Below are 24,169 nucleotides of genomic sequence, written 5' to 3' on the forward strand. Positions count from 1 at the left end.
GATCGCCCCGCCCGAGCCGACCGGAACCCGACGTGCCGAAGGGAGCGTCCCGCACTGCGGGGCGCTCCCTCGTCGCTCGCGCGCACCTGCCGGTCTAGCGGTCCTTGTTGAAGCGGGTGACCAGGAAGAGCAGCATCAGCAGGATGAACAGCGCGCTACCACCGGTGAGCAGCGGGTTCAGGCTGGGGTGGCCGCCACCCTCGGCGAGGCGGGTCAGGGCGGGCAGAGCGCTAGCGGTCATGTCGGCAGGGCCTTCTCGACTCGGTGGGGGCCAGGACGCGGGTCCCGGCGAGCCGCTTCGGCCCGCACCCCTCATCCTACGAGGCCCTTACCCGCAGCCGCTCGGCGGCTCCCCGCGTCTGACAGCAGGTGAGACGTCAGTTGTCGCGACCGGCTCGGACCAGGATCCACGCGAGCAGGCAGACACCGATCATCGACCCGAACACCACCAGCCGCAGGAACAGGCCCGGACCGGGGCCGTTGGAGATGGCGGCCAGGTTCACCAGGGCGTCGGGGGACATCGGCGGGCTCCTCGGGGAGGGGTGTGACACTTCGGATTCCAGCGTAAACCGGCTATCGCCCGGCACCGCGCACCACCCCCGCCCCGGTGCCGCCGCGGCACCCGACGCCGGGCCCCGGGGACGAGTACGCGCGCACGGGCGTTGAAGCAGACGAACTCAGCGGGGGCCGGCGGCAGGCCGGGACCGGCGTCGAGCAGGAGGTACTCAGCACATGACCGATTCCACCCAGCCCGGCGGCACCGCGGGCACGCCCAGTCGCCGCCGCCAGCGCTTCCCCGGGATCTCCACCCGGGCCTGGGAGCACCCGGCCGACCGCTCGGCGCTGGTCGCCCTGCGCAAGCTGTCCGGCTTCGACGACATCCTCAAGAAGCTGGCCGGCCTGGTCTCCGAGCGCAGCGTGCGGCTGATGTTCCTGGCCACCGCGGTGAAGACCTCCGAGCGCCAGTACCCGGAGATCCACAACATGGTCCGGGACGCCGCCTACGTGCTGGACCTGGAGCAGGTCCCCGACCTGTACGTGACCCAGGATCCGACCGTCAACGCGATGTGTATCGGCATGGACACCCCGGTGATCGTGCTGACCACCGGGCTGGTCGAGCTGCTGGACGAGGAGGAGCTGCGGGCGGTGGTCGGCCACGAGGTCGGGCACGCGATGTCCGGCCACGCGGTCTACCGGACGATGCTGCTGATCCTCACCAACCTGGCCGCCCGGGTCGGCTGGATACCGCTCGGCAACCTGGCGATCATGGCGCTGGTCACCGCGCTCAAGGAGTGGTTCCGCAAGGCCGAACTCTCCTGCGACCGGGCCGGCCTGCTGGCGGGTCAGGACCCGCAGGCCTCGATGCGCGGCCTGATGAAGCTGGCCGGCGGCCACAACCTGGGCGAGATGAACGTGGACGCCTTCCTGGAGCAGGCCGAGGAGTACGAGAAGGCCGGCGACCTGCGCGACGGCGTGCTGAAGCTGCTTCAGGTGCTGCCGCAGACCCACCCGTTCGCGGTGGTCCGGGTCGCCAAGCTCAAGCAGTGGTCGGAGAGCGAGGAGTACCGCTCGATCATGGCCGGTGCCTACCCGCGCCGCGCCGACGACCCGGACAGCAGCGTCTCCGACCAGTGGCGGGCGGCGGCCGACTCCTACGGCAAGTCGATCAAGGAGAGCAAGGACCCGCTCTTCTCGCTGCTGCGGGACATCGCGGACGGCGCCGGCTCGGTGGGCGGCAAGCTGCGGGACACCTTCACGGGGGCCAAGGGCGGCCCGCGCGACGGCGAGAGCGAGCGCGAGCCCGCCGAGTAGCCGTCGCCGCCATCGGGCGCCCGCCGGTGCGGCCGGCAGCCGGCCGCACCGGCGGGTGCCCGCTCACCCCACCCAGTGGTAGACCGTGATGCCACCGCCGGCCGCCACCACCTGGTAGCCGGCCGCCGGCAGCGCCGCCAGGGCGGCCAGCTGCTCCCCCTGCGGGACCGGGAAGTCGCCGGGCCGGTCCCAGGCCGCCACCCAGCGGGCCACCGGGCGCCCGTTGGGTCCGGTGGCATCGGGGTAGGTCAGATACGGGAAGAGCGAGACCGTGCAGCGGTCGGTGAGCTGCGGTGCCAGCTGGTTGCTGGCGGCCACGGTGGCGCCGTCCGGTATCACGGTGAGCACCTGGCGGGCCGCGCGCACGGCGGGAGTCGGCCCGGCCAGGTTCGGCAGCGGCACGGTGGCCAGGGCGAAGACCAGCGCCACGGCCGGCACCGCACCCACCACCCGCTCGCGCAACCGGGCCGCGACGCCCCGCTGGTCGCCCGCCGCGCCGCGCAGCCGGTGCAGCCCGTCCACCAGGGCCACGAAGAGCACCGGCATCAGCACCGCGTTGTAGTGGTAACCGGTGCCCCAGTACGTCGGGGCCGGCGTCCAGAACCGGGCCGCCAGCGGCAGCACCAGCAGCAGCGCGAGCGGCGAGCGCAGTGCCACGAAGAGGGTGGGCGCCAGCAGCATGATGACGGTGTCCTGCTTGGGCTGCCAGGGCAGCAGCAGCCGGGTGAGCGGGTCGCCGTGCCAGGCGCCGTTCGCGCCGTAGCTGTACACCCCGCCCGGGTTCAGCGCCGGCACCACCACCAGCACCGCCAGCAGGGTGCCGGCGATCGCCGCCAGCACGGCCGCGGCGCCCAGCCGCCTCCGGCCGCGGCAGAAGACGTAGACGCCGACCCCGGCGAGCAGCAGCCCCTGGTCCTCCTTGACCAGCAGCAGCGGCAGCGCCCAGCAGACGGCCGCCCGGTAGCGCCCGCGGGCCAGCGCCACCGCCGACCAGGCGATCAGCGGCACGGCCAGGGCCACCTCGTGGAAGTCGAAGATGCTCGCCTTCCACAGCCCCCAGGAGAGCCCGTAGGCCAGGCCCACCGCCACCCCGCGCAGGCGGCCCAGCCGCTCGACGGCCAGCCCGGTGACCGGCACGCAGGAGAGCGCGAACAGCCCGGCCTGGGCGGCCAGCAGGGTGGCCGCGCAGGGAAAGAGCCGGTAGAGCGGCGCCAGCACCGCGAGCAGCGGGCTGAAATGGTCCCCCAGCAGGTTGAACCCGGTGCCCTTCAGCGCGGCCACCGGCGCACCGAACCGGGCGTAGCCGCGGACCGCCTCCTCGAAGATCCCGAGGTCGAATCCGGCGGTCTCCATCCGCCACTGCCGGGGCACCGAGAGCAGCAGGTCGAACACGGCGACCGGCAGCACCGGAATCCAGGAATACCGTCCGGGGGCCGTAGAAAATCGTCCACTATCCACCCCGGCGACATTAGGAAAAGCCCGCTGAAGGAATTCTGAACGGAGCTGAGGATTCGTTCAGCAAGGAGCTTTACGGCATATCGGACAGCGCCTTCTGCGTGCTGCGGAACTGGCCTACGCTGGGCCGATGCGCCTGCTGATGGTCGAGGACGAAGAGCGGCTCGCGCAGTCGCTCAGCCAGGGACTGCGAGCCGAGGGTTACGCGGTCGACGTGGTCGGGGACGGCCTGCTCGGTCTGGACCGGGCCCGCGAGGGCGGTTATGCGGCGATCGTGCTCGACCTGATGCTGCCCGGCCTCAACGGTTTCCGGATCTGCCAGGAACTGCGCCGCGAGCAGAACCCGGTGCCGATCCTGATGCTCACCGCGAAGAACGGCGAGTACGACGAGGCCGAGGCCCTGGACTGCGGCGCGGACGACTTCCTCAGCAAACCGTTCTCCTATGTGGTGCTGACCGCCCGGCTGCGCGCCCTGCTGCGCCGGGGCGCCACCGCCCGGCCGACCGTGCTGGCCGTCGCCGACCTGCGGATCGACCCGGCCGCCCGGCGCTGCACGGTGGACGCCACCGCGCTGCGGCTGACCGTCAAGGAGTTCGGCGTGCTGGAGTGCCTGGCCCGCCGCCCCGACCAGGCGGTGCCGAAGACCGAGATCCTGGACGCGGTCTGGGACTCCGCCTTCCGCGGCGACATCAACATCGTCGAGGTCTACGTCGCCGCGTTGCGCCGCAAACTGGCCGCCGCGGACGCCCACTGCCTGATCGAGACGGTCCGCGGCATCGGCTACCGGCTGACGCCCGATGAGCGCTGACCGTCCACCGCCCTGGTGGCGACGGCGCCCCGGGATCCGGGCCCGGGCCGCACTGGCGGCGCTGATCGCCTCCGCGCTGGCCTTCGGGGTGGCGGCGTTCTGGGTCGGCCGGGCGGTGCACGACTCCCTGCAACGGGATGCGACCGGCCGGGCGTTCACCGCGCTGGAGAACGTGGTGGCCAAGATCCCGCACAGCCCGGACGAGGAGTACCAGGACACCTCCTACGCGGTGATCGCGCAGGACGGCACCTGGCTCCGCTCCGCCAACCTGGACGACCCGCGGACTCACGGGCAGCAGGTCGGCCTGGACCCGATCAGGCCGGACCAGCCCCAGGACATCCCGCTGCGTCCGATCACCCTGCGCTACCCGGCAGGCTTCGCCCCCGACGAACACCTCTCCGAGCTGCGGGGCCACTCGTTCCAGTTCTTCCGGCTGCGCACCGGCCCGGTCCCCGGCGATCAGCTGTCCCAGTACTCCGGTGGCGGGTACTCCGGTGGTGCCGACGGCCGGCTGGCCACCCAGCAGGTCACCGTCTACGTCCTCATCGACCCGCTGAACGCCGACCGGACCAGCGCCACCGTGGCCCGGATCCTCGGCTGGTACCTCACCCCCGGCGCCTCACTCTTCGTCGCCCTGATCGCCTGGCTGGTCACCGGCCTCGCGCTGCGCCCCGTCGAAGCCATCCGCCGCCGGATGGCCGAGATCGGCGACGGCGCCATCCACCAACGCGTCCCCGTCCCCACCACCCGCGACACCATCAACCGCCTCGCCCGCACCACCAACCACACCCTCGACAGACTCGAACACGCCCTCGACGAACAACGCCGCCTGGTCGCCGACGCCTCCCACGAACTCCGCAGCCCCCTCGCCGCCCTGCGCACCTCCCTCGAAATCCCCCTCGCCCACCCCGACCACGCCCACTGGCCCACCGTCGTCGCAAACGCCCTCACCGACACCGCACGCCTCCAAGAACTCGCCGACGACCTCCTGCTACTCGCCCGCACCCAGGAAACCCACACCCAGGAAACCCACACCCCCACCGACAGCACCGTCGCCCTGCACGACATCGTCGCCGAACAACTCGCCGAACGCACCGTCACCGACCCCACCCTCAAATGGCACGGCCACCTCACCGAAGCCACCGTCCCCGGCCACGAAATCCTGATCGGCCGACTCGTCCGCAACCTGCTCGACAACGCCGCCCGCCACACCACCGACACCATCACCGCCACCCTCCACACCACCGACGGCTGGGCCGAACTCACCATCACCGACAACGGACCCGGCATCCCACCCGCCGACCGCGAACGCGTCTTCGACCGCTTCGTCCGCCTCGACACCGCCCGCAACCGCGCCACCGGCGGAGCCGGCCTCGGCCTCGCCCTGGTCCGCACCATCGCCACCACCCTCGGCGGCACCGCCACCGCCACCCAACCCCCCACCCCACCCGGCGCCCACCTGCTCATCCGCCTCCCCCTCGCGCAAGAAGCCCGGCAGGCCCAACAAGCCCGGCAGACCTAGCCGCCGGTCGGTGTCGCGAGCACCGCGCAGCTCTGCCAGGCCGGCTGCGCGTGGTCGGCTGGGTTCACCGCGACCGGCTGCCCACCGGCCGGGCCGGCGGCGCCGACCGGCAGCGGCTGCAGATACTCGGCCTGCGCCGCGCCGCAGGCGCTCGGTCCGGCCTGCTCGGCGGAGTTGACCAGGTCCAGCTGACCGCTCGCGAGGTCGGCGGTGTTCAGGTCGAAGGTCAGCTCGCGGCGCACGGAGTAGAGGCTGACCGGGCCGTTGGTCACCGCCCCGGCCGGGCGCAGCGCGTAGACCAGGGTGTGGTCGCTGGTGATCTGCAGGGTGCCCGGGTCCAGCTCGGACACCGTCACGCCGCCGGCCACCTTGACGGTGTCCGTGGCCAGCGCGATCTTCATCGGGTCGAAGCGGACCATCCAGCCGGTCGCGCTGTGGTGCTGGTCGTCGAGCGGGGCGGTCAGGCTCTGATCGAACTGGCCCTGCTCGTCGGGTGCCAGCAGCAACCGCACCGGCGCCGTCTGGCCCTGCACCAGCACGGCGGGGGCCAGCTCGGAGGCCGCCAGAAAGCGGCCCACGGTGTCGAGGGCGGTGCTGACCTGGGCCTGGCTGAAGTGCGCCGTGGCGTCGCGGACGGTCGGCAGCCCGAAGCCGGCGGCACCGTCCGCGTAGCCCGTCGCGCCCGGCAGGGAGGCGAACGGGCTGCTCGGGTCGGCCGCCGGCACGCTCCCGGTGGCCGGCGTGAGGACGGTCAGCTCGGTGGTCAGCTCGGTGCCGCCCACGCCACCCGCGTCGCGCAGCGGGGCGGTGACGCCGAAGTACACGGCGGCTCCGAAGGCCAACACGATGAGCAGCAGCAGGGTCAGCGCCTGCCGCGGCACCGTGCCGAACAGCCTGCCGCCGGCCTTGTGCCGGATCGCCTGCGCAGCGCCGCCCAGGCGCTCGTTCGCCGAGAGTTCGGTGATCCGGGCAGCACGGACGAAGGATTCGTCGAAGACGACGGATCGGAATTCGTCGTCGCTTCCGGAACCGCCCTCGGGCGCACCCTCCGGAGGCTCACCCGGGTCACCCATAGCTCAAGGGTAGAGCGGGAAGCAGGATCTGAACGAGGCCCCGGCGGCACCGTGTCCGAGCGGTGATCCGCTCACCGGGCGGGCAGCGGGCCGACGCCCGCGCTCGCCGCGGCACTCGCGCCGACACCGACACCGACACCAGCGCCCGGCGGCGCCGGGGCGGCCGAACGGCTGGTGCCGACCTCGGGACGCCGTCCGGGGGCACCGCCGGCGCCCCGGTAGACCGCCGCGACGGCGACGGCCACCAGGCTGACCCCCATCACGATCACCAGCACCCAGGCGAGCGGCCGGTGCCAGCGCTGCTGCGCGACCTGGCCCCGGGCACCCGACCGCGGCCCGTAGCCGGGCCAGCGCACCGCCCGGCGGCGACCGGGGCCCCGCCCCGCGCCGACCCAGGGGTCGGTGTAGATCCGGTCGTCCTCCAGCCCCGCGGGATGCGGGCGCAGCTCCAGCGGCAGCCCGTCGTACCGGTCGGCGCCGTACTCGACGACCAGGCCGGTAGCGCCCGGATCCGGCTCGCTGCGAGCCTCGGCCGCGGCCAGCTGGCGCTCCTTGGCGCTCGGCTCGTGCACCGCGGCGGATCTGATGAAGGCCTCGTCAAGGACCACGGTGGCGAACTCGTCGTCCGCTCCACCGTGGTCGGCGCCGTCGGAGTACGGCGAGCCCCCCACATCCTCAGCCACGGGAATCAGCGTATTACCGGGCGCGCGATTTGTCTGTGGCTCCCGGCACTTGGGACGGCGCGGCGTGCGCCGATCAGCCGCCGACGGTCGGGGTGGCGGCCCCGCGCAGGTGCCCGTCGCCGGTGACGATGTACTTGGTCGAGGTCAGCTCGGGCAGGCCCATCGGTCCACGGGCGTGCAGCTTCTGGGTCGAGATGCCGATCTCGGCGCCGAACCCGAACTCACCTCCGTCGGTGAACCGGGTGGAGGCGTTGACGGCGACCGTGGCCGCGTCGACCAGCTGGGTGAAGCGGCGGGCGGCGGCCTGCGAGGTGGTCACGATCGCCTCGGTGTGGCCGGAGGACCAGCGCCGGATGTGCTCGACGGCGGCCTCCAGCGAGGGCACCACGGCGGCGGCCAGGTCCAGCGAGAGGTACTCCGCCGCCCAGTCCTCGTCGGTGGCGGGCAGCACGGTGGCGGGCGAGCCGGCCGCCAGCTTCAGCACCGCCTCGTCCCCGTGCACCGTCACCCCGGCCTCGGCGAGCGCGGCCAGCGCGAGCGGCAGGAACTCCCCGGCCACCGCCTGGTGGACCAGCAGGGTCTCGGCCGTGTTGCAGACGCTGACCCGCTGCGTCTTGGAGTTGAGCAGGATCCCGACCGCCATCGCGAGATCGGTGTCGGCATCCACGTAGACGTGGCAGTTGCCGGTCCCGGTCTCGATCACCGGCACCGTGGAGCCCTCCACCACGGTCTTGATCAGCGAGGCGCCACCGCGCGGGATCAGCACGTCGACCAGGCCGCGGGCCCGCATCAGCTCGGTCACCGAGTCGCGGCTCTCCCCCGGCACCAGCTGGATCACGTCGGCGGGCAGCCCGGCGGCGGCCACCGCGTCGCGCAGCACCGCGACCAGCGCGGTGTTCGAGCGGTAGGCGGAGGCGGAACCGCGCAGCAGCACCGCGTTGCCGGACTTCAGGCAGAGCGCGGCGGCATCCACCGTGACGTTCGGGCGGGCCTCGTAGATGATGCCGACCACGCCGAGCGGCACCCGGACCTGGCGCACGTCCAGGCCGTTGGGCAGCGTGTAGCCGCGCACCACCTCGCCCACCGGGTCGGGCAGGCCGACCACGCTGCGCACGTCGGCGGCGATGGCGGCGATCCGCTCCTCGGTGAGGGTCAGCCGGTCGATCACCGACTCGGGGGTACCGGCCGCGACGGCCCGGGCGACGTCCTCGGCGTTGGCGGCGGTGATCTCCGCGGCCCGCCCGGTGAGCGCCTCGGCGATCGCCAGCAGCGCGGCGTCCTTGGCCGAGCGCGGCAGCGGAGCGAGTGCGGCGGCGGCCGTACGGGCGCGGCGCGCGGTGGCGAGGACGGGGCTGTCGATGGTCATGCCCTGAGGGTAGCGACTGGGCGACGGCCGACTGCCCGGCCGCCACCCGGTGAGACGGCTCGGGCCGGTCGGTCTCGGTCCGGTCGGTCTCAGTAGGGATGCACGCCGCCCAGCTGGGACGGCGGTTCGCCGAAACCCTCGGCGACCCGCTGGTGGTAGGTGGCCCGGTCGACCACCTCCAGACCGACGATCTCCCACGGCGGCAGCTTGGCGCTGGCCTTGTGCTCGCCCCACAGCCGCAGCGCGATGGCCGCCGCGTCGTGCAGGTCACGGGCCTGCTCCCAGTAGCGGATCTCCGCGTGGTCGGCGGCGTACCGGGCGGTCAGGAAGAACGAGTGGTCATGGGCGAGCCGCTCCAGCCCGGCGCGCAGCGCGCCCAGCGGCGTCACCTCCCCGGCCACGCTGAGCACCACGTGCCAGAGCCGGCCCTGCTCCACGCCGTCCGCGCCATCGGCGCCGTCGTAGCCCAGCCGCAGCTGATGGACGGTGGCACCGCCCTCCCCTGCCGCCTGCGGCAGCGCTCGGTCGCCCCAACGTCCCACCGGCGGCCTCCTGTTCGGCGTTGGTCTGTACCGGCCCCGCCGCGACCGGACGGACCGTCAGCCGCGCAGCACCACCAGGTCGTCCCGGTGGATGACCTCGCGCTCGTACGCGGCACCGAGCTTCTGGGCCAGCTCCCGGGTCGAGCGACCCAGCAGGCGCGGCAGCTCCCTCGCATCAAAGTTGACCAGGCCACGAGCGACGATGTGGCCGTTTTCGGCAAGAAGGTCGACCGGATCGCCCGCGGCGAACTCGCCGTCCACCTTGGTGACACCCGCCGGCAGTAGCGACTTGCCGCCCTCGACCACCGCGCGCACCGCGCCCTCGTCCAGGTGCAGGGCACCGCGCGGGCTGCTCGCGTGCGCCAACCAGAGCAGCCGGTCGGCGGTGCGCGCGCCGGTGCGGGTGAAGAGGGTGCCGGTGGGACGGCCGGCCAGCGCGTCGGCGGCGTGCCGGGCGGCGGTGAGCACCACCGGGATGCCGGCGCCGGTGGCGATCCGGGCCGCCTCGACCTTGGTCACCATGCCGCCGGTGCCCACTCCCGCCTTGCCGGCGCTGCCGATCTCGATGCCTTCGAGGTCGTGCGGGCCGTTCACCTGCTCGATCCGCCGGGTGCCGGGCCTGCTCGGGTCGCCGTCGTAGAGGCCGTCCACGTCGGAGAGCAGGATCAGCAGGTCGGCCCGGACCAGGTGGGCGACCAGCGCCGCGAGGCGGTCGTTGTCACCGAACTTGATCTCGGCGGTGGCGACGGTGTCGTTCTCGTTGACCACCGGGACCGCGCCCATCGCGAGCAGCTGGTCCAGGGTCCGGTAGGCGTTGCGGTAGTGCGCGCGGCGGCTGGCGTCCTCGGCGGTGAGCAGCACCTGGCCGACCCGCCGGCCGTAGCGGGCGAAGGAGGCGGTGTAGCGGGCCACCAGGAGGCCCTGGCCGACGCTGGCGGCGGCCTGCTGGCGGGCCAGGTCCTTGGGGCGGTTGGCGAGCCCCAGCGGCGCCAGGCCGGCGGCGATGGCGCCGGACGAGACCAGCACGATCTCCGGTGCGGCGGGCCTGGCCAGCACCTTGGCGAGGGCGTCGACCAGCGCGTCCACCCGGTCAGCGTCCAGCCCGCCACTCGCCGTGGTGAGCGAGGAGGAGCCGACCTTGAGCACGATCCGCCGGGCGGTCAGCACGTCCTGACGCAGGGTCGGATCGGTCAGGGGGATCTGATCGGTCATCGGTCTTCCTCGCTGTGCCGGTCCGGTCTTCCGCGCAATCTACGCGAGATCCCGGACCGGCCAGTACCGGGTTTCACCCGGTGGACGCTCAGTCCTCGTCGTCGCTCTCGTCCAGCTCCGCCTGGCGGCCGGAGGAGAGTGCCTCGAAGGCCAGGAACTCGGCCTCGGCGGCGTCCCGGCCCTTCGACTTCTCGCGGCGGCGGTCGACGGCCGGACGGGGCGTCTCGAAGCGGTGGTCCTCGCCGCGGCGGCCGAGCATCTCCGCGCCGGCGGCCATGGTCGGCTCCCAGTCGAAGACGACCGCGTTCTCGTCGGGGCCGATGATGACGGTGTCACCCTCTTGGGCGCCGACCTTCCACAGCCTGTCCTCGACACCGAGGCGGGCCAGCCGGTCGGCCAGGTAGCCGACGGCCTCGTCGTTGGCGAAGTCGGTCTGGCGCACCCAGCGCTCCGGCTTGACGCCGCGCACTCGGAAGGCGCCATCCTCCTCGGTGACCGTGAAGCCCTCGTCGTCAACGGCCTTGGGCCGCAGCACGATCCGGGTGGCCTCCTCGATCGGCTTGGCCGCGCGGGCCTCGGCGACGATGCCGGCCATCGCGAAGTTGAGCTCGCGCAGGCCGGAGCGGGAGGCGGCGGAGACCTCGAAGACCCGGTAGCCGCGCTCCTCCAGCGAGGCGCGGGTGAGGTCGGCGATGTCCTGGCCGTCCGGCACGTCCACCTTGTTCAGCGCGACCAGCCGGGGCCGGTCGTCCAGGCCGCCGTACTGGGCCAGTTCGGCCTCGATGGTCTCCAGGTCGGAGAGCGGGTCGCGGCCGGGCTCCAGGGTGGCGCAGTCCAGCACGTGCACCAGCACGGTGCAGCGCTCGACGTGCCGCAGGAACTCCAGGCCCAGGCCCTTGCCCTGGCTGGCGCCGGGGATCAGCCCCGGCACGTCGGCGACCGTGTAGACGGTGTCGCCGGCGGTGACCACGCCGAGGTTGGGGATCAGGGTGGTGAACGGGTAGTCCGCGATCTTCGGCTTGGCGGCCGAGAGCACCGAGATCAGCGAGGACTTGCCGGCGCTCGGGTAACCCACCAGGGCGACGTCGGCGACGGACTTGAGCTCCATCACGATGTCGCGGGCCTCGCCCGGCTCACCGAGCAGCGCGAAGCCGGGGGCCTTGCGACGGGCCGAGGCGAGCGCCGAGTTGCCGAGTCCGCCGCGACCGCCGGCCGCGGCCACGAAGGTGGTGCCGTGGCCGACCAGGTCGCCCAGCACGTTGCCCTGCCGGTCCAGCACCACGGTGCCGTCCGGCACCGGCAGCACCAGGTCCTCGCCGTTGGCACCGGTGCGGTGGCCGCCCGCGCCCGGCTTGCCGTTGCCGGCCTTGCGCTTGGGCGAGTGGTGGTACTCGAGCAGGGTGGTGATGTTGGCGTCGACCACCAGGGTCACGGTGCCGCCCTCACCGCCGTTGCCGCCGTCCGGGCCGCCGAGCGGCTTGAACTTCTCCCGGTGTACGGAGGCGCAGCCGTGGCCTCCGTTACCCGCGGCGACGTGCAGTTCGACGCGGTCCACGAAGGTGGTCATGAGCGGTGCCTCCAGTTGACGAACAGGGTGACGAACCCGGGTTCTGTAAAAAAGCGTGCAGGGTGGACCGGAGAGACCCGATCCACCCTGCACAGGACCCAGCGGAAGAGCTGGATCAGGCCTCGACGGCCACGATGTTGACGACCTTGCGGCCGCGACGGGTGCCGAACTGAACCGCACCGGCGGTCAGCGCGAACAGGGTGTCGTCGCCACCGCGACCGACGCCCGCACCCGGGTGGAAGTGGGTGCCACGCTGGCGGACCAGGATCTCGCCGGCGCTGACGACCTGGCCGCCGAAGCGCTTCACGCCCAGGCGCTGGGCGTTCGAGTCACGGCCGTTGCGGGTAGAGCTTGCGCCCTTCTTGTGTGCCATCTCGCTATCCCCTTACTTACTTCGCGGAGTCGATGCTCGTGATGCGGACGGCGGTGTGGCGCTGGCGGTGACCCTGGCGCCGACGGTAGCCGGTCTTGTTCTTGTACCGAAGGATGATGATCTTGTCACCCTTGGTGTGGTCGACGACCTCGGCGTGAACCTTCACACCGGCCAGCACCCACGGGTCGAGCGTGACGGCCTCGCCGTCGACGACCATGATGGTCGAGAGCTCCACCGAGTCACCCGGCTTGACGTCAACACGGTCGATCTCCAGCACGTCGCCCACGGCGACCTTGTGCTGGCGGCCGCCGGCGCGAACGATCGCGTACATGCGGTACCTGCTTTCACTACTCGGTTCGGAACTCTCGATGCCAGCCGCTGGGTATGGACACAGCAGCCTCCCCCGATCCTTCTCGCGAAGGTCCGGGAGGTGATGTGCTCGGGAGCGTGGCGTAGACACGCCGAAGGTCAAGAATACGGACCGGCTGCCGCTGGGGCAAACTGGGCAGTTTGCCAAGCGATCACGGACTCGGCAAATCACCGGGCGACCCGCGAACCGATCCCTACGAGGCGCGGGGGCGGCCGGTGGCCGCCCCCGCGCTCCGGGTCACTCCGCGGCCGAATCACCCTCGGCCGCAGCTGCCTTCTTGGCCGCCGCGCTGGTCCGCTTGGTCGCGGTCTTGCGGGCGGTGGTCTTCTTGGCCGTCGTCGTCGTCTTCTTGACGGCGGCGGCGGTCTTCTTGGCGGCGGCCTTGCGCGGGGCCCGCTTCTTCGGCGCCGGCTCCTCGGCCGCGGCCTCCTCGGCCTCCGGCTGCTCGACCGGCGCCTGCTCGACGGCGGGCTCCTGCTCGACGACCGGGGCCTCGGCAGCCGGGACCTCGACGGCCGGGGCCGGCGCGGCGGCGGCCAGCGCGGCCTCCACCACGGCCTCGGCGCGCGACTGCAGCACCACGATCTCGGCCTCGTCCGGCGCGCCCGCCGAAGCGGTCGCCTTGCGCACCGCACGGCGGCGGGTACGGCCGGCGGCCGGGGTCGCGACCGGCGCGATCTCCACCAGGCTCGGCTGCTCCGCCACGGGGGCCTCGACGGCCTCCTCGGCAGCCGGCTCCTCCTCGACGACCGGGGCCTCGACGCGCTGCGCGGCCGGCGCCTCGGGAGCGATCAGCTCGAACTCCTCGTGCTCGTGGTCCGCGCCCGACTCGTCCTCGATCAGGTGCGGCTGCGGCTCCTCGTGCCCGACCCCGCCCTTGCCACGGCGCCGGCGCTTGCCCGTGCCCGCACCCGCGGCCTCGCCGGCGGTGCCGACCGGGCCGCCACCGCCGCCGGGGGCGGTCGGCTGCTCCATGTGGACGATCACGCCGCGCCCGTTGCAGTGCACGCAGGACTCGGAGAAGGACTCCAGCAGCCCCTGGCCGACCCGCTTGCGGGTCATCTGCACCAGGCCGAGCGAGGTGACCTCGGCCACCTGGTGCTTGGTCCGGTCCCGGCCCAGGCACTCCAGCAGGCGGCGCAGCACCAGGTCGCGGTTGGACTCCAGCACCATGTCGATGAAGTCGATCACGATGATGCCGCCGAGGTCGCGCAGCCGCAGCTGGCGGACGATCTCCTCGGCCGCCTCGATGTTGTTGCGGGTGACGGTCTCTTCCAGGTTGCCGCCCTGGCCGACGAACTTGCCGGTGTTGACGTCGACCACGACCATCGCTTCGGTCCGGTCGATCACCAGCGAACCGCCGCTGGGCAGCCAGACCTTGCGGTCCAGCGCCTTCATCAGCTGCTCGTCGATCCGGTAGGTGGCGAAGACGTCGACGTTGGACGTCCACTTCTGCAGCCGGTCCACCAGGTCGGGGGCCACGCCGCCGACGTAGTCGTGGATGGTGGTCCAGGCCTCGTTGCCGGAGACGATGACCTTGGTGAAGTCCTCGTTGAAGATGTCGCGCACGACCCGGACGGTCATGTCCGGCTCGCCGTAGAGCAGCGTGGGCGCGTTGCCGGAGGCCGCCTTCTTCTGGATCTCCTCCCACTGCGCCTGCAGGCGCTGCACGTCGCGGGTGAGCTCCTCCTCGCTGGCGCCCTCGGCGGCGGTGCGCACGATGACGCCCGCGTCGTCCGGGACGATCTTCTTGAGGATCTGCTTGAGGCGGGCCCGCTCGTTCTCCGGGAGCTTGCGGCTGATGCCGGTCATCGAACCCTCGGGCACGTAGACCAGGTAGCGGCCGGGCAGCGAGATCTGGCTGGTCAGCCGGGCGCCCTTGTGGCCGATCGGGTCCTTGGAGACCTGGACCAGCACGGACTGGCCCGACTTCAGCACCGACTCGATCCGGCGCGGGCCGCTGTGGCCGAGCTGACCGAAGTTCACCTCACCGGCGTAGAGCACCGCGTTGCGGCCCTTGCCGATGTCGACGAAGGCGGCCTCCATCGACGGCAGCACGTTCTGGACCTTGCCCAGGTAGACGTTGCCGACGTAGGAGGTGGCCTGCTCCTTGTTGACGTAGTGCTCGACCAGGACGCCGTCCTCCAGGACGCCGATCTGGGTGCGCTCACCGTTCTGCCGGACCACCATGACCCGCTCGACCGACTCGCGGCGGGCCAGGAACTCGGCCTCGGTGATGATCGGCACCCGGCGGCGGCCCAGCTCACGGCCCTCGCGGCGGCGCTGCTTCTTGGCCTCCAGGCGGGTGGAGCCCTTGATCGACTGCACCTCGTCCGGGTCGAAGGACGGCTCGGTCGAGCGGCGACGCGGCTCGCGCACCTTCACGACCGTGCGGACACCGTCCTCGGCGGCCGGCTCGGCGACCTCGCCCCCGGTCTCCCCGCTGCGGCGGCGACGGCGACGGCGACGGCGCGAGGAAGCCAGGCCGTTGGCCAGGTCGTCCTCGTCCTCCTCCTCGGCCTCGGTGTCGGCCTCGACGGCCTCGGTCACCGCGGCTGCGGGCTGCTCCAGCTCCTGGCCCTCGGTCTCGAACTCCTCGGCCTCGCCACGACGGCGGCGACGGCCGCCACGACGGCGACGGCGCGAGGACGGGCGACCGTCCTCCTCCCAGTCGGCTTCCTGCTCCGGGCCCTGCGCGGGCGCGACGGCCTCGACGGGCTGCTCCGGCGCCACGGGGGCGGGAGCAGGAGCGGGCGCGGGAGCGGCGGCGGCAGCGGCAGCGGCCTTCGGCTCGGCGGCCCCGCGGGCGGGACGGGACGGCGGAGTGACCCGCACGGCGGCCCGTCCGCCGCGGCGACGGCGGCCGACGCCGCTGTACTCGTACTCGTCGTCCGACTCGGACGCGGCGGGCACGGCCTTGGCGGCGGCCTTCGGCTCGGCGGCGGGCGCGGCCTTGCTGGCGGGCGCGGCCTTGGTGGCGGCCTTCGGCTCGGCGGCGGGCGCGGCCGGGGCAGCGGCGGGGGCCGCCTGGGCCGGCGCGACGTAGGCGGCGGGCTCCTGGAAGACCGGGGCCTGGAAGATCGCGGTGGCGGGGCGCACCGCGCGGCGCCGGGCGCGGGGGGCCTCGGCGTGGTGCTCCTCGACCGGGGCGGGCTGCTCAGCCGGGGCGGGCGCAGCCGGGGTCTCCTCGGTGGGCTCCTCCTCGGCGACGGGCTCCTCGACGGCGGGCTCCTCGACGACCGGGCTGGTCACCGGGGACTCGGCACGCTTACGGGTGCGGCGGGCCCGGACCGGCTTCTCAGCGGCGGGCTCCTCGACCGGCGCCGCAGCCACAACCGGCGTCTCCTCGACAGCCGGGGTCTCCTCGACCACCGGGGCCTCGGCACGCTTGCGGGTGCGGCGGGCCCGGACCGGCTTCTCAGCGGCGGGCTCCTCGACCGGCGCCGCAGCCGCAACCGGCGTCTCCTCGACAGCCGGGGTCTCGGCCGCCGGGCTGGTCACCGGGGACTCGGCACGCTTACGGGTGCGGCGGGCCCGGACCGGCTTCTCAGCGGCGGGCTCCTCGACCGGCGCCGCAGCCACCGCAGCGGTGGCGGCGGCCTCGACCGGGATCACGGTCTCGACGCCCTCGGCCCCCTGCGGGGTACCGGTCGGGCGGGACACCGCGCGGCGACGCCGACGCGGCGGGGCAGCATCCCCGATCGGGTTCTGCTGCGAATCGTTGTTCTCGTTGTTCTCGTTCTCAGGCATGCGGGTGGATCTCCCGTCAGGCCCCCGGGCTCCGCACCCAGGCACGGCCGGGCACCGGTGGCCGGCCTCGGGCGCGATGGCGCCCAAGCCGACTCTCCACGGTGCCGCCGTGCGGACGCGAGGCCGCACAGGGGCTCGTAGTCTCGCTCGGCGCCCCGCACGGTGCGGGGTGTCGAAAAGTCTTCTGGTCTGACCAGTGTTCTCAGGTTTTCCCAAGCTGCGCGGCCCCACAACCCAGGTGGCTCCCAGGGCCTATGCGCGACGACGCTCGCTCCCCGAGGGAGCCGCGGCGGCCTGGAGCGCGCGGAGCCGGGCGGTAAATCCGGCTCCTGCCTCCGCCCGCTAGGCGGACGCTGCTGCCTGCGGCTCGACGGCCGCCTCCGATGGGACGGCCGGGGCCGCAGCGCGGTCGAGCGCCAGCGGGTCGGTCACCGTGCCGGTCTCCTCATCGAGCGGCCCCTGCGCCAGCCTGGTCACCTCAGCGGGGACCGGCAGCGCCAGGTCGGCCGTCGCACGGAGACCGGACAAGACGTCGTCTGGTCGTACGGCGGGTGTGGCGTGTCGTACTACCAGGCGCAGTATCGCACAGGCCTGACCGGTACGAACATCGGAGGTGGCTGAGGATTCCCCGAGCGGACCAACGCCGACCTGCGGGGAGACCAGCTCCAGCCGGCTCACCGCCTCGCGCGCGTCGAAGACCCGCAACCCGTTCTTGGTCTGCCGTTCGACCTCGACCCGCTCGGCGGCCAGGAACAGCCCGATCGCCGCGCCCGCCTCGTCCTCGGTCACGCCGGGCAGCCGCAGCTCCCAGAGCGAGGCCTCCAGCCGCTCCACGAAGTTCGGGGTGCGCACCTCGACGGCGTCCACGATGTCCAGCCCGGCCGGCAGCGACTCGTCCAGCTGCGCGCGCAGCGCCTCGGGGTCCCGGATCTCGGCCAGACCGATCTCCAGGTACTCCGCCTCACTGGCCACCCCGGTCGGGGCGGCGTTGGCGTAGGAGACCTTGGGGTGCGGGGTGAAGCCGGCCGAGTACGCCATCGGGACGGCGGAACGGCGCAGGGCCCGCTCGAAGGCGCGCTGGAAGTCGCGGTGGCTGGTGAAGCGCAGACGGCCCCTCTTGGTGTAGCGCAAACGGATGCGCTGCACCGTCGGCGCGGGAGGCGGACCATCGGGCGTGCGGCGTGCCAGGGTCGCTCAGTCCTTCGTGAGAAGCCTGGTCCGGGGCGGCGCTGATGGTACTGGGTGCCACCGGTCCGGACGCTGTCAAGGTCCAAGCCTACCCGGGGCCGCACGGCCACCCGCCCGGTCGGTCCGGCGAGCCCGGCCCGGCCGGCCCGCCGGTCTTCAACTCGGCGTGCCAGGTGATGGTTTCGACGTCGCCCACCCCGCTCGAACACGAGAATGCCCCGGGCGGACAATCCACCCGAGGCATCCCCGGCACTCGAACGGCTACTTCACGACGGTCAGCGGCAGCAGCTTCTGTCCGGTAGGCCCGATTTGAATGGAAGTGTCCATCTGCGGGCACACCCCGCAGTCGAAGCACGGGGTCCAGCGGCAGTCGTCCACCTCGACCTCCTCCAGGGCGTCCTGCCAGTCCTCCCAGAGCCAGTCCTTGTCGAGGCCGCTGTCCAGGTGGTCCCAGGGCAGCACCTCCTCGTAGCCGCGCTCGCGGGTGGTGTACCAGGCGACGTCGACGCCGGTGCCGGCCAGGCCCTTCTCGGCGGCCTGCATCCAGCGGTCGTAGGAGAAGTGCTCGCGCCAGCCGTCGAACCGGCCACCGTCCTCGTAGACCGCGCGGATGACCGCGCCGATCCGGCGGTCGCCGCGGGAGAGCAGGCCCTCCACGATGCCGGGCTTGCCGTCGTGGTAGCGGAAACCGATGTTCTTGCCGTACTTGCGGTCGCCGCGGATCGAGTCGCGCAGCTTGGCCAGCCGGGCGTCGGTCTCCTCGGCGGAGAGCTGCGGGGCCCACTGGAAGGGGGTGTGCGGCTTGGGGACGAAGCCGCCGATCGAGACGGTGCAGCGGATGTCGTTCTGACCGGTGACCTCGCGACCCTTCTGGATCACGTTCTTGGCCATGGTGCCGATCTGCAGGACGTCCTCGTCGGTCTCGGTGGGCAGGCCGCACATGAAGTACAGCTTCACCTGGCGCCAGCCGTTGCCGTAGGCGGTGGCGACGGTGCGGATCAGGTCCTCCTCCGACACCATCTTGTTGATCACCTTGCGGATCCGCTCACTGCCGCCCTCGGGGGCGAAGGTGAGGCCGGAGCGGCGGCCGTTGCGGGTCAGCTCGTTGGCCAGGTCGATGTTGAAGGCGTCGACCCGGGTGGAGGGCAGCGAGAGGCCGATCTTGTCCTCGGTGTAGCGGTCGGCCAGGCCCTTGGCGATGTCCCCGATCTCGGTGTGGTCGGCGCTGGACAGCGAGAGCAGACCGACCTCCTCGAAGCCGGTGGCCTTCAGCCCGCGCTCCACCATCTCGCCGATGCCGGTGATGCTTCGCTCCCGCACGGGGCGCGTGATCATGCCGGCCTGGCAGAAGCGGCAGCCGCGGGTGCAACCGCGGAAGATCTCCACGGACATCCGCTCGTGCACCGTCTCGGCGAGCGGGACCAGCGGCTGCTTGGGGTAGGGCCACTCGTCCAGGTCCATCACGGTGTGCTTGGAGACCCGCCACGGCACGCCGGGCGCGTTCGGCACCACGCGGGCGATCCGGCCGTCGGCCAGGTACTCCACGTCGTAGAACCGGGGCACATAGACCCCGCCGGTCCTGGCCAGGCGCAGCAACAGCTCGTCCCGGCCGCCGGGGCGGCCCTCGGCCTTCCAGGCCCGGATGATCTCGGTGATGTCGAGCACGGCCTGCTCGCCGTCGCCGACCACCGCGCAGTCGATGAAGTCCGCGATCGGCTCGGGGTTGAACGCGGCGTGGCCGCCGGCCAGCACGATCGGGTGCTCGTCGGTGCGGTCCCTGGCGTCCAGCGGGATGCCGGCCAGGTCGAGCGCGGTCAGCATGTTGGTGTAGCCGAGCTCGGTGGAGAAGGAGAGCCCGAACACGTCGAAGTCCTTGACCGGCCGGTGCCCGTCCACCGTGAACTGGGGCACCTGGTGCTCGCGCATCAGCGCCTCCAGGTCCGGCCAGACGCTGTACGTCCGCTCGGCCAGCACGCCCTCGCGCTCGTTCAGCACCTCGTAGAGGATCATGACGCCCTGGTTGGGCAGCCCGACCTCGTACGCGTCCGGGTACATCAGGGCCCACCGCACGTCACAGGAGTCCCACTCCTTGACGGTCGAGTTGAGCTCGCCGCCGACGTACTGGATCGGCTTCTGGACGTGCGGGAGGAGGGCCTCCAGGCGTGGGAAGACCGATTCGACTGGCATACGGCGAAACCCTTTGTCTCGGTAGGTGCCGCGCGCGGCGCGCCCTCGGTAGGGCGGCGGGCGACGGGTGGGCGGAGGGGGTGACCCTCAAGGGTAGCGTGACGCGTCGGCCATCCCCGAACGACGAGTGGCCGTGCGCGTTCGAACGCGCACGGCCACCGCTGGTACTCAGCCCGCTATCGGCCGCTGGGTCCGGACCGCCTGGAGCAGCCCGATCGCGATCCACCCCGCGAACATCGACGAGCCGCCGTAACTGACGAAGGGCAGCGGGATGCCGGCCACCGGCATGATGCCCAGCGTCATGCCGATGTTCTCGAAGGACTGGAAGGCGAACCAGGCGATCACCCCGCCGGCGACCACGGTGCCGAACAGGTCGGTGGCCTGCCGGGCGATCCGGCAGGCCCGCCAGAGGATGATGCCGACCAGCACGATGATGGCCAGCCCGCCGACGAAGCCCAGCTCCTCCCCCGCGACCGTGAAGACGAAGTCGGTCTGCTGCTCGGGGACGAACTGCCCTATGGTCTGCGTGCCGTGGAAGAGGCCCTTGCCGGTCAGGCCGCCGGAGCCGATCGCGATCCGGGCCTGGGCGGTGTTGTAGCCGACGCCCGACGGGTCCAGGGCCGGGTTGGCGAAGGCCGCGAAGCGGTCGATCTGGTACTTGCTGAGGATGCCCAGCTTCCAGACCGCGGCCGCGCCGAGCCCGCCGGTCGCCAGCAGGCCGAATAGCCAGCGGTTGGCCACCCCGGCGGAGAGCAGGATGCCCAGGATGGTCACCGCCATCACCATCACCGAGCCGAGGTCGGGCATCAGCAGCACGACCGCGATCGGGATCCCGCCCAGCACCAGGGCCTGCAGCACGGTGCGGCTGGTGGGCATGTCACGCTCGCCGCTGTCCACCCGGGAGGAGAGCACCAGGGCCATCCCGAGCACGATCGCCAGCTTGGCGAACTCGGCGGGCTGGATCGAGAAGCCACCGCCGAACTGGATCCAGGAGTGCGCGCCGTTGATCGTCGAGCCCAGCGGGCTGAGGGTGGCGAGGAGCATCAGCAGCGCCAGCGCGTAGAGCACCGGCACCGCGGCCTTGATCCGGTGGTGCCCTATCGCGATCGCGCCCGCGCAGAGCGCAACGCCGATCACCATGTTGGTCAGGTGGCGGTACAGGAAGTACTGCGGGTCCCCGTGGGTCAGCGAGTCGCGGCCCCGGGTCGCCGACCAGACCAGCATCGAGCTGCCCAGCGACAGGGCCAGCGCGGCCAGGATTATCACCCAGTCGAGGCGGCGCAGCGGGGCGTTCTTGGCCAGCGCCCTGGCCACCGGGCCACGTTGCGGGGAGAACCGCACCTGGCGGTAGGAGCTGTAGGAGGACGTCATGCCCGGCCCCTTCCGGTCGGGGTGCGCAGCGCGGGCTCCAGCGCGAGCAGGTCGGTGTAGACCGCCGAGTGGCCGGGCGCCGACGGGTAGTCGTAGCTGTAGGAGGCGGGCTGCAGGATCGCGGTGCCGTCCGGGTTGAACTTGGGCAGCGCGGTCTGCGGGGTGGGCAGCAGCGCCTTGGTCTGGTCGATGTTGCCCTTGTCGTCCACGCCGTACAGCGCCTGGTAGATCCGGCGCACCGCGTCACCCGAACCGCCGGAGCCGGTACCGGCCTGGCTGATCGTCATGACCACCGCGTAGTCCTTGCTGTAGGTGGTCAGCCACGAGGTGGTCTGCTTGCCGTAGACCTCGGCGGTACCGGTCTTGGCGTGCAGCTGGATCTTGTCCTGCGGCCAGCCGGCGCCGGTGAACTTCCAGGCCGCGGTGCCCTCGGTGATCACGCCCGCGGTGGCCTGGTCGATGTACTGCAGAGTCTTCTGGTCGTCCGGCAGCTTGCCGCTGACCTGCGGCGCGATGTCGCGGACCAGCTGGCCGCCGGGGGTGACGATCGCCTTGGCGACGCTGGGCTTGTAGAGCGTGCCGCCGTTGGCCAGCGCCGAGTAGATGGTGGCCATCTGGATCGGGGTGACCAGCGTGTCGCCCTGGCCGATGGCGTAGTTGACGGAGTCACCGGCGCGCATCACGTTGCCGTCCACGCAGTTCTCACGGGCGATCTGGGTGGCGTAGTCGGTGCCGCCGCCGGCCGCCTGCTTGCACCAGGCGTCCTTGTTGGCGTTGAAGAAGTCGGTCTTCCACTGGCGGTCGGGGACCCGGCCGGGCACCTCGGCCGGCAGGTCGATGCCGGTCTTGGCACCGAGGCCGAACTGGTGGGCGGTCTTGTAGAACCAGTCGGCCGGGTTCTTCGGGTGGATCCCGCCGTCCTTCATCCACTGGTCGTAGGACAGGCCGTAGAAGACGGTGTCGCAGGAGATCTCCAGCGCCTTCTCCAGCGAGATGTCACCGGCCGACTCGCCCTCGAAGTTCTTGAACTCGCGGCCGCCGATGGTCAGGCTCGACGGGCACGGGTAGTGGCCGTCCAGCGAGTAACCGGCCTGCACGGCCGCGCTGGTGGAGACCACCTTGAAGGTCGAGCCGGGGGCCGACTGGCCCTGGATCGCGCGGTTGAGCAGCGGGTAGTTGGAGGCCTGGTTGGTCAGGTTCGCGTAGTCCTTGGCGGAGATGCCGCCGACCCAGAGGTTGGGGTCGTAGGTCGGGGCACTGGCCATCGCGATGATCCGGCCGGTGTGCACGTCCATCACTATGGCCGCGCCGGAGTCGGCGACGAAGTTCTGGTTGGTCACCGTGTCGAAGGTGCTGCGGGCGTCGACCATCGCCTGGTTGAGGTTGTCCTCGACCACCTTCTGCACCCGGGCGTCCAGGCTGGTCACCACGTTGTCGCCGGGCTGGGCCGGGGTGGTGCCCGCGCTGCCGATCACCCGGCCGAGGTTGTCCACCTCCAGCCGGTCGACGCCGGTGGTGCCGCGCAGGTCGTTGTCGTAGACCGACTCCAGGCCGGCCCGGCCGATCTGGTCGCTGGGCAGGTACTTGTTCTTGCCGCTCTGGTTCGCGGTCTTGGTGACCTCGTCGTCGGTGACCGGCGAGAGGTAGCCGAGCACCTGGGCCATGTTGGCGCCGTCCGGCCCGGGGTACTGGCGCAGGGCGGTGGGCTGGGCGGTGATGCCGGGGAAGTCCTCGCCGCGTTCCATTATCTGCATCGCCTGCTGGGTGGTGGCCTGGTCGGTCACCGGGATCGGCTGGTACGGCGAGCCGTTCCAGCAGGGCTGCGGGGTCTTCGCGTCGCAGAGCCGGACCTTGTCCTGGACGTCCTTGGGGTTCATCCCGAGCACCTGGGCGAGCCGGGTCAGCACCGCCTTGCCGTGGTCCTTCTGCTCCAGCAGCGAGGTGCGGCTGACCGAGACCACCAGCTTGGTCTGGTTGCCGGCCAGCACCTGCCCGCTGGCGTCCAGGATCTCGCCGCGGATGGCCGGCGAGACCACCTCGCGGATGTGGTTGTTGGACGCCTGGGCGGTGTACTGGCTGCCGTTGCGGATCTGCAGGTACCACAGCCGCCCGCCGAGCGTGCCGAGCAGCGACAGCACCAGGATCTGCAGGACGACCAGACGGATCGTCACCCGGCGGGTGCGCCCGGTCTCCGGGATGTTGCTCACCTCAAGGACTCCCCTCCGGCAAGGTGGCCAGGACGGTCAGGAACAGTCAGGCCAGAGAACGATCAGGGCCGCGTGCCGCGGAACCGACGACCGGGCGGCCCGGCGGACGGCTCACGGGTGGTGCGGTAGCGGGCGATGGTGCCCAGGCCGGGACCGGTCACCTCGCCGCCGGTCGAGGACGGATCGAGCCGGCGGGCCAGCAGCATCACCACGGGCACCACGAACGGCGCCAGCAGCAGGTCGTAGACGAAGGCGGTGGCCGCCAGCGACGGGAGTCCGACGTGCCGGGCGGCGGTGTCGCCGACCAGCGCGCCGACCCCCGCGTACAGCAGGGTGGAGACCACCGCGGCGCCCGCGACCACCACCAGCGGGGCGAACACCGACCGCTGGCGGCCCGGGTCGGCGCCCAGCAGCCCGGCGCCGTACCCGATCAGGCAGAGCACCAGCGCGTAGCGGCCGATCGCGTGGTCGGAGGGCGGCGCCAGATCGGCCAGCAGCCCGGCGGCGAACCCGGTCAGGCAGCCGGCCGACGGTCCGAAGACCAGCGCCAGTGCGACCACCACCAGCAGCAGCAGGTCCGGGGTGGCCCCGGGCAGCTGGAGCCGGCCCAGCACGCTGACCTGGAGCACCAGGGCGAGCAGGATCAGCGGGGCGGCGAACAGGGCGCGCTTGACGACCATCGG

At 72.3% G+C, this 24,169-nt stretch carries 20 protein-coding genes; 3 read left to right on the forward strand and 17 right to left on the reverse strand.

All coding sequences use genetic code 11. The features are described 5' to 3' along the window. Positions 1-94: 94 nt before the first annotated feature. Together OG403_RS12720 and OG403_RS12725 are read right to left on the reverse strand one after the other, a co-directional pair. Entirely contained in the window at positions 95-241 is a 147-nt protein-coding gene (locus tag OG403_RS12720; RefSeq protein ID WP_329564152.1) for a hypothetical protein, read from the reverse strand. Between the two features lie 136 nt (positions 242-377). Further along, the gene (locus tag OG403_RS12725; RefSeq protein WP_329564154.1) at positions 378-521 is read right to left on the reverse strand and encodes a hypothetical protein; all 144 of its coding nucleotides are present in this window, start codon (positions 519-521) and stop codon (positions 378-380) included. A gap of 211 nt (positions 522-732) precedes the next feature. Here OG403_RS12725 and OG403_RS12730 point away from each other — a divergent pair, with 211 nt between their 5' ends. Further along, entirely contained in the window at positions 733-1,812 is a 1,080-nt protein-coding gene (locus OG403_RS12730; protein ID WP_329564155.1) for a M48 family metallopeptidase, read from the forward strand. A 63-nt stretch (positions 1,813-1,875) separates the two neighbouring features. Here OG403_RS12730 and OG403_RS12735 read toward each other — a convergent pair whose 3' ends face one another. After that, a complete protein-coding gene (locus OG403_RS12735; protein ID WP_329564156.1) occupies positions 1,876-3,219 on the reverse strand; it encodes a DUF2079 domain-containing protein in 1,344 nt (447 codons plus the stop codon). A 178-nt stretch (positions 3,220-3,397) separates the two neighbouring features. On the opposite strand from OG403_RS12735, the gene OG403_RS12740 reads away from it, so the two are divergent. Further along, positions 3,398-4,075 (forward strand): response regulator transcription factor, encoded by a 678-nt coding sequence (locus OG403_RS12740; protein ID WP_329564157.1) that lies wholly within the window; start codon positions 3,398-3,400, stop codon positions 4,073-4,075. Next, a complete protein-coding gene (locus OG403_RS12745; protein WP_329564159.1) occupies positions 4,065-5,597 on the forward strand; it encodes a sensor histidine kinase in 1,533 nt (510 codons plus the stop codon). Before OG403_RS12740 ends, OG403_RS12745 begins: the two co-directional genes overlap by 11 nt. On the opposite strand, the gene OG403_RS12750 is transcribed toward OG403_RS12745, so the two are convergent. The 14 genes from OG403_RS12750 to mreD form a co-directional block, all read right to left on the reverse strand. Next, the gene (locus OG403_RS12750) at positions 5,594-6,670 is read right to left on the reverse strand and encodes an SCO2583 family membrane protein (RefSeq protein ID WP_329564161.1); all 1,077 of its coding nucleotides are present in this window, start codon (positions 6,668-6,670) and stop codon (positions 5,594-5,596) included. The two genes, OG403_RS12745 and OG403_RS12750, sit on opposite strands and share 4 nt — an antisense overlap. 71 nt (positions 6,671-6,741) lie before the next feature. Continuing rightward, positions 6,742-7,353 (reverse strand): SCO2584 family spore wall biosynthesis protein, encoded by a 612-nt coding sequence (locus OG403_RS12755; RefSeq protein WP_329564163.1) that lies wholly within the window; start codon positions 7,351-7,353, stop codon positions 6,742-6,744. Between the two features lie 73 nt (positions 7,354-7,426). Further along, positions 7,427-8,719, reverse strand: coding sequence for a glutamate-5-semialdehyde dehydrogenase (locus OG403_RS12760; protein ID WP_329564164.1), 1,293 nt, complete (start codon positions 8,717-8,719; stop codon positions 7,427-7,429). A gap of 89 nt (positions 8,720-8,808) precedes the next feature. Next, entirely contained in the window at positions 8,809-9,195 is a 387-nt protein-coding gene (locus OG403_RS12765; RefSeq protein WP_442911061.1) for a hypothetical protein, read from the reverse strand. A 123-nt stretch (positions 9,196-9,318) separates the two neighbouring features. Beyond that, on the reverse strand, positions 9,319-10,473 hold the full coding sequence (gene proB, locus OG403_RS12770) for a glutamate 5-kinase (protein WP_329564165.1): 1,155 nt from the start codon (positions 10,471-10,473) through the stop codon (positions 9,319-9,321). 88 nt (positions 10,474-10,561) lie between these two features. Further along, the gene (gene obgE, locus OG403_RS12775) at positions 10,562-12,040 is read right to left on the reverse strand and encodes a GTPase ObgE (protein ID WP_329564167.1); all 1,479 of its coding nucleotides are present in this window, start codon (positions 12,038-12,040) and stop codon (positions 10,562-10,564) included. Positions 12,041-12,155: 115 nt separating this feature from the next. Then, entirely contained in the window at positions 12,156-12,413 is a 258-nt protein-coding gene (gene rpmA / locus OG403_RS12780) for a 50S ribosomal protein L27 (protein ID WP_030309712.1), read from the reverse strand. 16 nt (positions 12,414-12,429) lie between these two features. Then, positions 12,430-12,744 carry a 50S ribosomal protein L21 gene (rplU, locus tag OG403_RS12785; protein WP_329564171.1) on the reverse strand — a complete coding sequence of 105 codons (315 nt, stop codon included), beginning with the start codon at positions 12,742-12,744 and terminating at the stop codon, positions 12,430-12,432. 276 nt (positions 12,745-13,020) lie between these two features. Next, positions 13,021-16,533, reverse strand: a complete 3,513-nt coding sequence (locus OG403_RS12790; protein WP_329564172.1) for an Rne/Rng family ribonuclease — start codon at positions 16,531-16,533, stop codon at positions 13,021-13,023. Positions 16,534-16,875: 342 nt separating this feature from the next. After that, a complete protein-coding gene (locus OG403_RS12795; protein WP_329564173.1) occupies positions 16,876-17,679 on the reverse strand; it encodes a TIGR03936 family radical SAM-associated protein in 804 nt (267 codons plus the stop codon). Between the two features lie 303 nt (positions 17,680-17,982). After that, on the reverse strand, positions 17,983-19,908 hold the full coding sequence (locus tag OG403_RS12800) for a TIGR03960 family B12-binding radical SAM protein (protein WP_329564175.1): 1,926 nt from the start codon (positions 19,906-19,908) through the stop codon (positions 17,983-17,985). A gap of 168 nt (positions 19,909-20,076) precedes the next feature. After that, positions 20,077-21,279 (reverse strand): rod shape-determining protein RodA, encoded by a 1,203-nt coding sequence (gene rodA / locus OG403_RS12805; RefSeq protein ID WP_329564177.1) that lies wholly within the window; start codon positions 21,277-21,279, stop codon positions 20,077-20,079. Then, positions 21,276-23,486 (reverse strand): penicillin-binding protein 2, encoded by a 2,211-nt coding sequence (gene mrdA / locus OG403_RS12810; RefSeq protein ID WP_329564178.1) that lies wholly within the window; start codon positions 23,484-23,486, stop codon positions 21,276-21,278. Before mrdA ends, rodA begins: the two co-directional genes overlap by 4 nt. Positions 23,487-23,548: 62 nt before the next feature. After that, the gene (mreD, locus tag OG403_RS12815; RefSeq protein WP_329564180.1) at positions 23,549-24,166 is read right to left on the reverse strand and encodes a rod shape-determining protein MreD; all 618 of its coding nucleotides are present in this window, start codon (positions 24,164-24,166) and stop codon (positions 23,549-23,551) included. Between the last annotated feature and the right edge of the window lie 3 nt (positions 24,167-24,169).

Origin of the sequence: Kitasatospora sp. NBC_01266, from assembly GCF_036242395.1 — a bacterium.
Lineage (GTDB): Bacteria > Actinomycetota > Actinomycetes > Streptomycetales > Streptomycetaceae > Kitasatospora.

What these genes read in the sequence shown, in the direction of transcription:
- OG403_RS12720 (WP_329564152.1), bottom strand. Translation starts at nt 241, where the DNA reads ATGACCGCTAGCGCTCTGCCCGCCCTGACCCGCCTCGCCGAGGGTGGC.
- OG403_RS12725 (WP_329564154.1), bottom strand. Translation starts at nt 521, where the DNA reads ATGTCCCCCGACGCCCTGGTGAACCTGGCCGCCATCTCCAACGGCCCC.
- OG403_RS12730 (WP_329564155.1), top strand. Translation starts at nt 733, where the DNA reads ATGACCGATTCCACCCAGCCCGGCGGCACCGCGGGCACGCCCAGTCGC.
- OG403_RS12740 (WP_329564157.1), top strand. Translation starts at nt 3,398, where the DNA reads ATGCGCCTGCTGATGGTCGAGGACGAAGAGCGGCTCGCGCAGTCGCTC.
- OG403_RS12745 (WP_329564159.1), top strand. Translation starts at nt 4,065, where the DNA reads ATGAGCGCTGACCGTCCACCGCCCTGGTGGCGACGGCGCCCCGGGATC.
- OG403_RS12750 (WP_329564161.1), bottom strand. Translation starts at nt 6,670, where the DNA reads ATGGGTGACCCGGGTGAGCCTCCGGAGGGTGCGCCCGAGGGCGGTTCC.
- OG403_RS12760 (WP_329564164.1), bottom strand. Translation starts at nt 8,719, where the DNA reads ATGACCATCGACAGCCCCGTCCTCGCCACCGCGCGCCGCGCCCGTACG.
- proB (WP_329564165.1), bottom strand. Translation starts at nt 10,473, where the DNA reads ATGACCGATCAGATCCCCCTGACCGATCCGACCCTGCGTCAGGACGTG.
- obgE (WP_329564167.1), bottom strand. Translation starts at nt 12,040, where the DNA reads ATGACCACCTTCGTGGACCGCGTCGAACTGCACGTCGCCGCGGGTAAC.
- rpmA (WP_030309712.1), bottom strand. Translation starts at nt 12,413, where the DNA reads ATGGCACACAAGAAGGGCGCAAGCTCTACCCGCAACGGCCGTGACTCG.
- rplU (WP_329564171.1), bottom strand. Translation starts at nt 12,744, where the DNA reads ATGTACGCGATCGTTCGCGCCGGCGGCCGCCAGCACAAGGTCGCCGTG.
- OG403_RS12790 (WP_329564172.1), bottom strand. Translation starts at nt 16,533, where the DNA reads ATGCCTGAGAACGAGAACAACGAGAACAACGATTCGCAGCAGAACCCG.
- OG403_RS12800 (WP_329564175.1), bottom strand. Translation starts at nt 19,908, where the DNA reads ATGCCAGTCGAATCGGTCTTCCCACGCCTGGAGGCCCTCCTCCCGCAC.
- rodA (WP_329564177.1), bottom strand. Translation starts at nt 21,279, where the DNA reads ATGACGTCCTCCTACAGCTCCTACCGCCAGGTGCGGTTCTCCCCGCAA.
- mreD (WP_329564180.1), bottom strand. Translation starts at nt 24,166, where the DNA reads ATGGTCGTCAAGCGCGCCCTGTTCGCCGCCCCGCTGATCCTGCTCGCC.